The organism is Allocoleopsis franciscana PCC 7113 (assembly GCF_000317515.1).
Taxonomy (GTDB): domain Bacteria; phylum Cyanobacteriota; class Cyanobacteriia; order Cyanobacteriales; family Coleofasciculaceae; genus Allocoleopsis; species Allocoleopsis franciscana.
Genome location: NC_019738.1, coordinates 3742375 through 3755100 on the forward strand (window position 1 = coordinate 3742375; position 12726 = coordinate 3755100).

At 46.8% G+C, this 12726-nt stretch carries 10 protein-coding genes; all 10 read left to right on the forward strand.

Translation table 11 applies throughout. The features are described from left to right. Positions 1 to 110 precede the first annotated feature (110 nt). The 10 genes from MIC7113_RS15740 to MIC7113_RS33405 all read left to right on the forward strand — a co-directional run bounded on the left by MIC7113_RS15740 (position 111) and on the right by MIC7113_RS33405 (position 12653). Complete coding sequence (locus MIC7113_RS15740) at positions 111 to 842, forward strand: DUF7873 family protein (RefSeq protein ID WP_015183148.1); 732 nt, start codon at positions 111 to 113, stop codon at positions 840 to 842. A gap of 451 nt (positions 843 to 1293) precedes the next feature. Then, on the forward strand, positions 1294 to 1983 hold the full coding sequence (locus MIC7113_RS15745; protein WP_015183149.1) for a Uma2 family endonuclease: 690 nt from the start codon (positions 1294 to 1296) through the stop codon (positions 1981 to 1983). 264 nt (positions 1984 to 2247) lie between these two features. Beyond that, a complete protein-coding gene (locus MIC7113_RS15750) occupies positions 2248 to 2700 on the forward strand; it encodes a hypothetical protein (protein ID WP_015183150.1) in 453 nt (150 codons plus the stop codon). Between the two features lie 29 nt (positions 2701 to 2729). After that, positions 2730 to 3800, forward strand: a complete 1071-nt coding sequence (locus MIC7113_RS15755) for a hypothetical protein (protein WP_015183151.1) — start codon at positions 2730 to 2732, stop codon at positions 3798 to 3800. A gap of 45 nt (positions 3801 to 3845) precedes the next feature. Beyond that, the gene (locus MIC7113_RS15760; RefSeq protein ID WP_015183152.1) at positions 3846 to 4511 is read left to right on the forward strand and encodes a hypothetical protein; all 666 of its coding nucleotides are present in this window, start codon (positions 3846 to 3848) and stop codon (positions 4509 to 4511) included. 101 nt (positions 4512 to 4612) lie between these two features. Beyond that, entirely contained in the window at positions 4613 to 4855 is a 243-nt protein-coding gene (locus MIC7113_RS15765; RefSeq protein ID WP_015183153.1) for a hypothetical protein, read from the forward strand. A 555-nt stretch (positions 4856 to 5410) separates the two neighbouring features. Further along, on the forward strand, positions 5411 to 5698 hold the full coding sequence (locus MIC7113_RS39020) for a GIY-YIG nuclease family protein (RefSeq protein WP_216596322.1): 288 nt from the start codon (positions 5411 to 5413) through the stop codon (positions 5696 to 5698). Positions 5699 to 5920: 222 nt separating this feature from the next. After that, positions 5921 to 6145, forward strand: a complete 225-nt coding sequence (locus MIC7113_RS15775; RefSeq protein WP_015183155.1) for a type II toxin-antitoxin system HicA family toxin — start codon at positions 5921 to 5923, stop codon at positions 6143 to 6145. Next, positions 6142 to 6360, forward strand: coding sequence for a type II toxin-antitoxin system HicB family antitoxin (locus MIC7113_RS15780; protein ID WP_015183156.1), 219 nt, complete (start codon positions 6142 to 6144; stop codon positions 6358 to 6360). Before MIC7113_RS15775 ends, MIC7113_RS15780 begins: the two co-directional genes overlap by 4 nt. Positions 6361 to 7079: 719 nt before the next feature. Beyond that, positions 7080 to 12653 (forward strand): PAS domain S-box protein, encoded by a 5574-nt coding sequence (locus tag MIC7113_RS33405; protein ID WP_015183158.1) that lies wholly within the window; start codon positions 7080 to 7082, stop codon positions 12651 to 12653. Positions 12654 to 12726: the final 73 nt, after the last annotated feature.

A 12726-nucleotide genomic window follows, 5' to 3' on the forward strand; every position in this document is an offset into this window, starting at 1 on the left:
CTAACCGATGGCTATCTGTAAGCGACAGGTTTCAATAAGTTTTCCGTGCAAAGTCAGAAGTTGGGTTTATCGGCTGGGCAATAATTGAATTGACCCATTTTGGTGGTTATATGAAGCTAAATCAGTTGATTGCTGTGTTGCAATCTGTTAAAGCCAATGCCAACAAGGGCAAAACCGAGGTATCGCAACTCTCTCAGAAGAGTACATTGTTTCAAGGATTGAGCAGAACTTACCAGCCTAGAGAAGAGGATGGATTTGTATATCCTCCTGAATCGCAAAAACTGACGCTGAAGGCTGAGGAGTTAATCGAAAAGTTTGTGCAATCTTGCTCTGAATTTTTAGACTTAGCAGCTACTCAGGACTACGCTAATACTGAGGCTAAAGCATCTGTAACAGTAGATGGACGGATTATTATTGCAGATGTTCCTGTTTCCTATCTATTATTTCTCGAAAAGCAGCTTCAGGATGTGAAGACGTTCATTGCTTCACTACCCGTGCTTTCGATTGACAAAGACTGGCAGCATGACCCCAATCGAGGATGCTACGTCACCAGTCCCAAAGAAACTGTGAAAACCAAGAAAATTACTGATTTTGTCGTTGCCTATGAAGCAACGGAACATCACCCAGCTCAAATCAAGGAGGTTTCCAAAGATATTGTGGAAGGAACCTGGAGTTTGATTGAGTTTTCAGGCGCACTTCCTCAAGACCGCGTGAATATAATGCTGCGTAGAGTGGATATGTTACAAAAAGCAGTGATTCAAGCTAGAGAAGAAGCCAATGGCAGGGAAGTGCAGCAGCGGCAAGTTGCTAATGCGATTTTTGGCTACTTATTTGCAGATTAAACTACACTGGATTTGGAGTACAAGTTCATTTTTAGCGAGTAGGGTATTTGCAGGTTCGACTCCTGCCCCCTAGACTATCTGGGGGTAGGCAAATGGTAAAGCCGCCCTAGCGCATTAAGCTCAAAATAAAGCTCAAGCTATTGCTCCAATCTCATTTTCAAAAATCGCTCCCTGTATCTTTCTCTGTGGAACAAGCGTTGCGAGACGCGGGTTCAAATCCCGCTCCCTGCTCTAAGTATGCGGGGGTAGTTTAGTGGCAAAACCTCACAGCATCAGATTGATTCTGCGGAAACTGGTAAATCTCTGATATAGGCTCAGCGACTTAAATCTTTCCCGGCATTCAGGATACGAGTGCCGGGATTTTACACTGGAGTTGTTCGTGAGGATGAGGATTAACCATTGGATATGATCGGAGGATGACCCGGCAAGAAACCCAAACCTACTACCAGCAATGGTCAAAACACCTCCTCAACAAAAACCTTTACTAATTCCACCGCTCGAAAGTGGCGATCGCTTAAATCGCTATGAATTTGAGCGGCGCTACAATGCCATGCCCCATCTTAGGAAAGCTGAACTGATTGAAGGAGTTGTCTACGTGCCTGCTGCACTGCGTTTTAGAAGTCATGGTCAACCTCACGCAAATTTGATCGTTTGGCTAGGCAATTACAAGGTTGCGACACCGGGTATTGAGTTGGGAATTGAACCCACGGTTCGTTTAGATTTGGACAATGAACCCCAACCCGATGCGGTGCTGATGATTGAGGAAGAGGCTGGAGGACAGGCACGGCTGAGTGACGATGATTATATAGAAGGGGCACCGGAGTTGGTGGCAGAGATTGCGGCGAGTAGTGCAGCGATCGATCTTGGTGATAAAAAACGAGCTTATCGTCGCAATGGGATTAGAGAGTATATCGTTTGGCAAGTGTTTGAGCAGAGACTCGATTGGTTTTATTTGCAAGAGGGCGAGTATGTTCCACTGCCAGTGGATGAGGATGGGGTGATTCGGAGTCAAGTGTTTCCAGGTTTGTGGTTGGCAGTGGATGATTTATTGGCTGGGAATATGGGGCGAGTGCTAGCTGTGTTGCAAGAAGGGTTGGCAGCAGCAGAACATACCGCATTTGTGCAGGGGTTAGGGAAATAGTTAAGGTTGTGCGATCGCTAATGCTGTAAAACTACCTTCTTAGTGATGTTAGACGGCTTTATTCTGTAGTTTTACGAAATTCTGCTGTGTTAGATTGTATTCACTAATAAAGTATCTCCAATCAGGGTATTAGAGCAGTGGGGGCGGCATAACCTCATTGGCATAAGTGTTAGACTGCGAATCCGATACAACTAATAGTTATACGGATTAGATTGTGGGTGCAGCTATCATTTGTCATTTATCTGTTTGTCTTCTAAACTACTCATGAATAAAGCACTTCAATTTACCTTGCCTTTACTGGTAAGTTGTTTGAGTTTTTCCGCTCTTGCCCAATTGTCAACACCTGTCCTTGCTCAAACAAACAAAGAGCAGTGGGTAGAATTTGGTAAAACTAATAGCGGTGAAACACTAAGATTAAACGAAAAAAGTATTAAGTTTGAGATGATGTTGGTTGATGATACTCTCAATAATGAAGATGGATATTATGACAACTTACCAAAGATAAGAGTTGTTGCCTTTGAGTACAGCGTTGGGGATCGAAAAAGAAGTGCATACACTAAATCTTGTAATCGTGGCAACTTAGCAGCTAAGCCAAGCTGGAGAACCTATACTTCTTTTATAGACTACTGGCCGCAATATTTTTCAGTTGAGGCTGATACTGTTGCTAGCAAGAGAATGTTACAACGAGTTTGCACTCTAAGTTTGTCTAAACAATAATTGAGCAAAAAACTAAAACTACAGAACCTATGTATCCTAGACTTGGCTTAACCGTTTTAGCTAGCCTGACTTTCTTAAGTTTGGTGTCTCCGGTTTTGGCGGAAGTTCTGGAAATCAAGTTACGCAAAAATATGCCATATCAGGATGCAAAAACTCTACTGGTAAATGCAGGTTGGCAGTATGCGAGTTTACCCACGTATGGCTATCGTGAGACCGATGAAAAAGTTAGGTCGGAGTGCTTCGGAGAAGTCAAAATCTGTAATGAATATCCAGAACTAGAAACATGCAGTGGTCAAGGATATTGCAAGATGTCATTCTATGACCACTTTGGTAATGCTTTATCGGTGACAACCTACGGGAGACTCATGAGTAAAGAGCTTCATGTGATTGGTTGGAGCCTGAACTCGGACAAAGCCGATAGCAAGGAACAGTGGAATTTTCAGCAAGCACAGAAGATTATCTTGCCCTATCTTCAGAGTAATCACTGGAACAATGTTGAGAATTTCTGCGATGAAACCTCGTGTAGTCCAGTTCATACGTTTCTTAATCAGTACAAACTTCCCTATAAAAATAAAGAGGCAGTGCTTGTTGCGACAGCATCCATTAACAAAGGGTCTGACTGTCACGCTTGTGCTCCACACCTGAGCTTTTTTGAGTTTGAGAAACAGACTGCCGGATGGAAGTTAGTCAATTCTTACCTCGCCGCTTCCCGTTGGGGTTCCTGGGGCAAGGTTGAACCCAGTGATATTACGGTGAAAGTATTAGGCAATAATGGTGATAATCTCTACGGTATAGTGCATGAGGGTAGTGGAATAGGACAAGGGTGGATGGTTTCTACTACATCAATATATGCAAAGGTAAGCGATTCTCTGCGCGAAGTATTACCCGTCCTCACAACCAGTGAAAATAATAGTGGGGCAGGTGGAGGGCAAGGTGGAAAGGCTTTAACCGATTGGGACAGTAAAATTACAATTCAACCAGGCACGAAGGGATTCTTTAACATATTGGTGGAGCGTAAGGGCATACGTGAAGGAAAGCCCTTTTCTGAGAGGGAGCTATTTAAGTTCAACGGACAGAAATATGTTCCTAGTCAGGTTTAAAGCTGATCTGCAACCGATGACGCTAGCCGTTAGACCTTAAAACAAATGTACAAGTATCGCGCTATTTTGAAGCGGGTGGGTATTGTGCTGATCGCGGTCGGGATTCTCGATATCGCGTATTGGATCTATTGCATATCACAAGGTCAGAGCTATTCGTCCATCTTTAACATTCCAGCGGTGGTGGCGGGTGTGTTTCTTTTTCGGGGTAGTCTACGTGCTGTTCCCCTGGTCACCTGGGTCGCCGCTTTCATGCTCTCTAACTTAGTTAGCGACTTCATACTACTTCCCTTTTTGAAGCCAGCAGAACTCTGGGCAATTGAATTTCGCCTCGATGCGATTGCTCTTTGTAGGTCGCTTCTACTTACAATTATCCTGATCGCGCTTCATTGTTGGATCTACACACAGCTACGAGCTGCACCTGTAGTGTCGGCAAGCGTTAGATCTGGTCATTCTGCCTCCACTCCGAAGCTTGCATTTATCCTTGGGGTAGCGCTGGTAGTATTACCTGTTGGCATGATGCACTTCATTCGAGGTGGCGCGACTGGAGCTAAAGCAGTGGAGGTAGCCCGTACACAATACGGAGAGGGCTATAAGTATCATCTCACAGGCATGGGCTGGTACTGGCCGAATGAGGTACATGCCAGCCTCACCGCATACAACGAACACGAGATAAAACCTGTTCAAGTCCAGTGGAAGCAGCGATCAAAGTAGCAAAAGAGCGATCGCTGAGGCACAGCCGAAAGCTCATTCACATCTCAAAGTCACTGTCATCATTAAAATTAGTAGAGAGAGCTTAAAGGGAGAGAATGCTAATGACATTGCAGGAATTGCAAAAGCAGGCGTTGCAATTGCTAATTAGCGATCGCTGGCGTTTGGTTCAATCCGTGTTGGCATCAATTGAAAAAGAAACGTTGTCATCTATTTCACCCAATTCAACGATACAACCTTTGACTAATCTTTATCCTTGGACTCAAAGACTAATCGGTTCGATTCAGCTAGATACAGACTATTCAACAGAATCCTATGTTGATTATCTAGAGGAAAAATATAGTTGAAGCGGTGGATACAGCATAACATCTTTGCTATGGGTGTTAGAGCGCACCTGTAGGATTGAATAAATAGTTATGCGGTTTCCGTTATTGGTCGGCGTAGTATGCGGAAATCATTTCTCTGAGTTCAGAGTTGTGTCACTGCAAAGCAATTGATGAAGGAGTATTTTCATGGGCATTAGGAGATTCAAATCAGTTATTTACATTGATAGAGATCTCAGTGAGCCAGCTCAAGGGTGGGGATGGGTAGAGGTTGATGTTGAGCATGTGAAACGATTCGGAATTGATACAAAGCATCCTCAACACAGAGTAGTAACTAAATGAAAAATAAGGATTGATTCAATTTCTAACTCCGTTTATGAGTACGATGACCCCAATCATTTTGTTCGCCCTCCAGCAAGAGGCAAGGCAGGCGGCAAAAAGTTTGTCCTCAATATCAATGGAGAACTCATTACAATAAAAGCTCAAAAATCCCTAACAATCCAAGCAATCTCTACATGGGTAAAGACTTGGGCAAGCCCAGAGACTAAGATTATTACCCCTGGCAATCGATTACTTTCCTTGGATGGTGATAAATTAGCGCATCAGGCTCATTTCATTTATTTCATACTGAACGAAGATAGCAAAGCTATCAAAATAGGTCGGGCGAAGAATTTGGAAAATAGGATAAAATCGCTGCAAACGTCTAGCCCAACACAATTAAAATTAATCAAGTCAATACAGGTTGAGAGTGGAGAGAAAGCCCAACAGTTGGAGCAGTCGTTGCACAAGAAGTTTCAGGAAATTAGGTTGGCTGGCGAATGGTTTAAGATTAGGGAAGATCTCTTAGACTATATTGAGCAGATTTAGTAACTTGGAAGTTGCAGGTGCATAACAATCGGGTTGGAAGGAACTGACGAAAGATCTTGGTGTATAGGCAAAGGTTACTGACAGCCGCTCAACCGGAACGTTAGACTCCTCAAGTTATTGGTGAGGATGTAGTTGGAAAGTCCAGAGTTCAGTGGTGCTGTACAACAACAGATTGGGAAGATGAGAAAGTGAGAAACTATAGTAGAAAATCAGGCAATATTCATGCCCAGGAAAATTCGAGAGTTAAAAGCTCAGATTGCGCGTGAAGGTTTTATTTATCTGCCTAAGCGCGGCAAAGGTAGCCACGATCGTTGGCGACATCCTCTGCTCAGGAAAACACTCACAATTCCAGGCAAGGATGGGGATGATGTGCCACTCTACCTAGAAAAACAGTTGGCACAGTTATTAACTGAACTGGAAGAGCTAAGGGAGGATAAGAATTTATGAGTCGATACAGCATGATTGTTCAATGGTCGGATGAAGATCAGCTTTTCCTAGTTACGATACCAGAGTTTAGCGATCGCGTTGTTATGCCTTGCACTCATGGCAAAACTCGCTCTGAAGCCATTCGTAACGGTGAAGAAGTGATTGAAATGTACTTGGAAGCTTGGCAAGTAGAAGGTGAATCCATCCCTGAACCCAATACCCTGCAAATTGCCTAATTATCATTGCCTCATCTCAGAAAACCTGAACTGATTGAAGAAGTTGTCTACGTGCCTGCTGCACTGCATCTTACAAGTCATGGTCAACCCCATGGAAAACTAGGGCTTTTATGCTCCAAGCGAAAAGATGGACTTGTCAAGGTTTCAGCATTTGGCGAGAGTCCTAATTGCCTTGGCGACTGCTATAACAAACCTACTTCACCAGAACTCGGTCTGACTGACCCAGACTTTATGAATAGACCTGCTGCCTCAATCCTGGAGTGCCCCCTAAATCCCCCAATTTTGGGGGACTTTGAATTCAGGTTCCCCCCAGAATTGGGGGGGTAGGGGGGCGAAAATCGACTGCAAGCAAGAGGTCTAATGATGAATTTTCAAGTTCTGGGAGTCGCTGGACTGGTCGGCAAACGCTTTGAACTCGATCGCATCGTGACTACAGAAGAGGCGCACACCCTAGGTGGTAGTTCATTGCTGTAAAGGCTTGTTGGTGGTGCTTCAACCCTACCACGTCCCCATCCCCAACCTCTTCAGGCAACAAAGCCATCCAGCTGAGCCACTTGTATCAAAACAGGATGGCAGTAATAACGCCTTTGGAACAGTATCTGAGCGATTAGTGACAGAACTGATATGATCTTGGGATCGGCTAGTTACTCCTCAAAGAATTGCTCAGTTCCGTGACTTTGACTAGCTCCTTCTCACAATCTGCCAATTAGGTCTTAAGTATGTTAACTCATCGGACTGTTCTTGTAATTGCTGACTCTGCTGAGAGCGATCGCGTTTATGAGCATCAATTACAACAGGATAGTAATGTTGCATACAAGATTCTTACCGAGCAATATGATACCCCAATTCTGGCACTGTCTCAATCGCAACAGATTGATGGCATTCTCTTAGAACTTCACTTTCCCCACTCCAATAGCATCCAGCTTCTTCGTCAACTCAAAGAACAGATGGGCGATCGCTGCCCACCGATCGTTGTAATTGACAGTGACGATGCAGAGGTAGCGGTGCGGGCGTTCAAAAACGGGGCAGCAGATTATTTGGTGAAAGACCGGATGACCCCTGATGATTTGCGCCTATCGATGCACAGTGCGATCGAAAATGCTGAATTACGACGGGAACTCGAACGTAGTCAGGAGCAGTTTCAAACCTCGGTTGAGAATATGCTGGACTGCTTTGGCATCTTTTCAGCTATGCGGGATGAGTCGGGTCAAATTGTAGACTTTCGGATTGATTATCTCAACGGAGCGGCATGTGAAAACAACCGGATGCCGAAAGCAATGCAGATCGGTCGAGGGTTATGCGAGGTGTTGCCCGCTCATCGGGAGTCAGGGCTGTTTGATGAGTATTGCCGATTGGTTGAAACGGCTGAACCGTTGATCGAAGACTCGCTCATTTACGATGACACGTATGGCAAGCAGCATCTGGTTCGGGCGTTTGATATTCGAGCCACTAAATTGAATGATGGCTTTGTCGCTTCTTGGCGAGATGTCACCGATCGCAAGCGCCTGGAATTGGAATTGAGCCACACAGTTACAGACCTACAACGACACGAGGCAGCGATTCAACAACTGAACCGGGATTTGACAAATCGGGTTGCTGAACTGCAAAGCCTGTTAGACATCATTCCTGTGGGTATTGCGATCGCCACCGATCCAAGTTGTACCCAGATGCAGAACAATGCGTACCTTCGACAACTGCTAGGTGTTGACCCCGGCAGCAACATCTCAAAGAGTGCGCCTGTTGATGAGCAGCCCCCCTATCGGGTTTTCCAGGATGGACGGGAAGTACCCGCCGAGGATTTACCGATGCAAGTAGCTGTCAGATTGGGTATAGACGTGCGAGACGCTGAGTTTGACATTCTGTTACCCAATGGCACGGTACACCAATTACTCTCCTATGCAACTCCCCTACGAGACGACCAAAATCAAATTCGGGGTGTAATCGGAGCCTTTTTAGATATCACTGAGCGAAACCAGGACGCAGCAGCTCTCAAAGCTAGTCAACAGCGCTATCGAGAGTTAGCCGAAGCCATGCCCCAAATGGTTTGGACTGCGGACGCAACTGGAGCAGTCAATTATTGCAATCAACGCTGGTACGAGTACACAGGGTTGAATGAAGCGGAATCGATGGGTTTAGCGGCAGCTAATACGGTTCACCCTGATGAACGCGATCGCTCGTTAACTCAATGGAGTGAAGCGATCGCGAATGGACAGTCATTTGAAGTTGAATACCGCCTTTGCCATTGGGGGGGTGAGTACCAATGGTTTATCTGTCGAGCAATCCCGACACGAGACAGTCAAAACCAACTCACAGGTTGGATTGGCACGATTACGAACATTGATGACATCAAGCGCAGTGAGGCATTGGTGCAGCAGAGCGAGCAGCAGCTTCAGCGGCAACTTGCGGAAATTGAAGCTATCTATCAGTCTGCTCCGATTGGCTTGAATGTCCTAGATACTGAACTCCGTTTTGTGCGGATTAATCAGCGCTTGGCAGACATCAACGGGCTACCGATTGAAGCTCATCTTGGGCGTACTGTACGAGAACTATTTCCCAATCTGGCAGATACGCTTGAACAACTTCTGCACCCAATTCTGAAAACGGGAGAACCGCTGCTGAATGTTGAAATTCAGGGTGAAATTCCGGCACAACCTGGCATAAAGCGCACCTGGCTAGAACACTTTTTGCCGTTGAAGGCTGGGGAGCGGGTAGTTGGCATCAGCACCGTTTGTGAAGAAATTACGGAGCGGATTGAGGTAGAAGCCGCCCTGCGTCAGAGTGAAGAACGCTTCCGCCACATGGCAGATAACGCTCCTGTCATGATTTGGGTGACAGACGCTACAGGCTACTGCACCTACCTCAACCAGGGCTGGTATGACTTTACAGGTCAAACCGAGGCAACGGGTTTGGGGTTTGGCTGGCTCGATGCCGTGCATCCCGAAGATAGCGAATCCTCCAAAAACGTGTTTTTAAGCGCAACCCATCGTCAAGAAGCGTTCCGCTTAGAATATCGTTTGCGTCGTAAGGATGGTAAATATCGCTCTTGCCTCGATGCGGCAAGTCCGTGGTTAGGGGAAGATGGGGAGTTTAAGGGATACATTGGTTCAGTGATTGATATTAGCGATGTCTACGACGAGCTTCGCTTACGCAAACAAGCCGAGGAAGCCCTGCGTGTCTCTGAAGAACGATATCGCACTCTGTTTGAGAACATGAATGAAGGCTTTTGCGTCGCTGAAGTGCTGTTTGACGAACACAATAAGCCTATTGATTATCGTCTATTGGAGATTAACTCAGTTTTTGAGAAACATTCGGGACTTAAAAACGCACAGGGCAAAACCGCACGGGAACTGCACCCGGAACTGGAACAGTACTGGATTGACCTTTATGGCAATGTTGTCCTGACAGGCGAACCTGTCCGCTATGAAAACTATTCTGAGGCATTAAATCGGTGGTTTGATGTTTCCTCCTTCCGAATTGGGCCGCCAGGAAGCCGAAAAGTTGCCATTCTGTTTGAGGACATTAGCAAACGGAAGCAGACTGAGCGAGAACTGCAAGAGAGCGAAATGCGGTTCCGGACTCTGGCAGATAACATTTCTCAGTTTGCCTGGATGGCAGATGAGAACGGGCAGATTTTCTGGTATAGCAAGCGCTGGTTTGACTACACAGGTACTACTCTCGAAGAAATGGAAGGCTGGGGCTGGCAGAAAGTGCATCATCCAAACCATGTCGATCGCGTGGTCGAGAAAATCAGCCGATGCTTTGAAACAGGCGAAACCTGGGAGGATACCTTCCCCCTACGCGGTAAAGATGGACAGTATCGCTGGTTTCTTTCCCGTGCGATTCCGGTTCGAGACGAACAGGGCAAGGTGTTGCGGTGGTTTGGCACGAATACGGACATCACTGAACGCAAACAGACAGAAGCCGCCTTGCAAGCCAGTGAAGAGCGTTATCGATCGCTGATTGAAGCCACTGCTCAAATCATCTGGAATGAGCAAGGCGATCGGGGCGAGTTTACCACCCCGCAACCCGCTTGGAGTGCCTTCACCGGACAAACTTACGACGAATTGAAAGGCTGGGGTTGGCTCAATGCCGTGCATCCTGACGATCGAGCAATGACTACCCAAGCTTGGTTAATCGCCTTAGAGAACCGTGCCCTTTACGAAGTTGAACATCGCGTGCGCCGACATGATGGCGTGTACCGTCACATGAGTGTGCGAGCCGTGCCCGTGTTTGAGGAGAATGGCTCCATTCGAGAATGGATTGGTGTTCATACCGATGTGACCGATCGCAAACAAGCAGAAGCAGCGCTGCACCAGAGTGAAGACCGTCTCCGCATGGCGATCGAGTCTGCTCAGTTGGGCACCTGGGACTGGAACCTCATCACCAATAAACTGACCTGGGATACAGGTTGCAAAGCGATGTTCGGGTTGCCGCCAGATGCAGAGAGCAGCATTGAGGTCTTTTTTGAGGGACTGCATCCCGACGATCGCGAACGCTTAGAACAGGTGATGCAATGGTCTTTCAACCCAGCTAGCGGCGGCAACTGTGACACGGAATATCGGACAATCGGCATTCAGGACGGGATTGAACGCTGGATTGCGGCAAAAGGGCAGGCTTACTTTAATGCCGCCGGAAATCCGATCCGCTTCATTGGCACTGTAATGGACATCACTGAGACGAAGCGCCGCGAAGCGGAACGCAAACAGGCGGAGGAAGCGCGACGCGAGAGTGAAATCCGATTCGGCACCCTTGCCAGTCATGCCCCTGTAGGCATCTTTATGACCGATCCACAAGGAAATTGCCTTTATGTCAACGAACGTTGGTGTGAAATGGCAGGTATGTCACTAGAGGCAGCTCAAGCCACGGGATGGGTGTCTGCGTTGCATCCTGACGATCGAGAGCGTGTTGCCGATCTCTGGTATCAAGCCGCTCAAAATAAGCAAGTTTTTGCGGCTGAATACCGCTTTCAAACACCACAAGGTAAGGTGACGTGGATACAGGGAAGTGCGACAGCCTTACAGCGTGGAACTGGCGAGGTGACTGGTTACCTCGGTACATTGACCGATATTACAGAGCGCAAGCAGGTTGAAGCCGAACGCGAACAACTCTTTCAGCAAGAACAAGCCGCACGGGAAGCCGCCGAACGCGCCAACCGCATTAAGGATGAATTTCTGGCTGTGCTTTCTCACGAATTGCGATCGCCACTGAACCCCATCCTGGGTTGGACAAAATTGTTGCAGATGCGTAAGTTTGACGAAACTAAAACGGCTGAGGCTCTCGCTACCATTGAGCGAAATGCCAAAGTACAAACTCAACTAATTGACGATCTGCTGGATGTTGCCAAAATTTTACGCGGCAAGCTGAGCCTGAATGTGAACTCCGTTAATCTATCCTCGGCGATTGCAGCGGCGATCGATACAGTCAGAACGGCAGCCGTCGCTAAATCTATCTCACTTCATCCTGTATTACCCAATATTGGACAAGTATCTGGTGATGCCGCCCGCCTTCAGCAAATTGTCTGGAACTTGTTGTCTAACGCCATCAAATTTACTCCCAAAGGTGGACGAGTAGATATCCAGCTCAATCGGGTGGGAAACCAGGCAGAAATTGCGGTAAGAGATACTGGCAGAGGCATCAATCCAGACTTTCTTCCCCACATCTTTGAATCCTTCCGGCAAGAGGATGCTTCGATTACTCGCCAATATGGAGGATTAGGATTGGGGTTAGCGATCGTCCGTCAGTTAGTTGAGGCTCATGGCGGTACCATTACGGCTGATAGTCCGGGTGAAGGATTAGGAGCCGCATTTACGGTTCGATTGCCATTACTGGATGTTGCACCGGAAATCCAGCAGACGGATGAGTTGCCACAAGACAAACTCGATATTACAGGAATTCGAGTCCTTGCCGTCGATGATGACCCCGATGCCCGCGAGCTATTAACGGTATTACTGACTCAATATGGTGCAGATGTATTGACGGTTGCCTCTGCGGTAGAAGTACTGGAACATTTGCCATCCTTTCAACCCGATGTGTTAGTCAGTGATATTGGTATGCCCGAAGTCGATGGCTATACCCTGATTCAACAGGTTCGCGCTTTACCTTCCAAAGGGGGACAGATTCCAGCGATCGCCCTAACTGCCTATGCTAGAGAAGACGATCGCGATCGAGCGATAACCAGTGGTTTTCAACGGCACGTAACAAAGCCCCTTGAGCCAGAACAGTTAGTTCAAGCGGTGTTGGCACTCACACGCAGTGAACTCAACCATTCCTTGAACCAAAATTATTCGGTTTAACCCATCGGCTGTTTCATTAGACATCTCCGAAAATAGCCAAAAGCAGTCTCTGACTGCTTTTGAAGTATTTAAC

Bases quoted from the DNA above. Each gene is read 5' to 3' on its own strand.
- MIC7113_RS15755 (WP_015183151.1), top strand. From the start codon at position 2,730: ATGTATCCTAGACTTGGCTTAACCGTTTTAGCTAGCCTGACTTTCTTA.
- MIC7113_RS15775 (WP_015183155.1), top strand. From the start codon at position 5,921: ATGCCCAGGAAAATTCGAGAGTTAAAAGCTCAGATTGCGCGTGAAGGT.
- MIC7113_RS15760 (WP_015183152.1), top strand. From the start codon at position 3,846: ATGTACAAGTATCGCGCTATTTTGAAGCGGGTGGGTATTGTGCTGATC.
- MIC7113_RS33405 (WP_015183158.1), top strand. From the start codon at position 7,080: ATGTTAACTCATCGGACTGTTCTTGTAATTGCTGACTCTGCTGAGAGC.
- MIC7113_RS15740 (WP_015183148.1), top strand. From the start codon at position 111: ATGAAGCTAAATCAGTTGATTGCTGTGTTGCAATCTGTTAAAGCCAAT.
- MIC7113_RS15780 (WP_015183156.1), top strand. From the start codon at position 6,142: ATGAGTCGATACAGCATGATTGTTCAATGGTCGGATGAAGATCAGCTT.
- MIC7113_RS15745 (WP_015183149.1), top strand. From the start codon at position 1,294: ATGGTCAAAACACCTCCTCAACAAAAACCTTTACTAATTCCACCGCTC.
- MIC7113_RS15750 (WP_015183150.1), top strand. From the start codon at position 2,248: ATGAATAAAGCACTTCAATTTACCTTGCCTTTACTGGTAAGTTGTTTG.
- MIC7113_RS15765 (WP_015183153.1), top strand. From the start codon at position 4,613: ATGACATTGCAGGAATTGCAAAAGCAGGCGTTGCAATTGCTAATTAGC.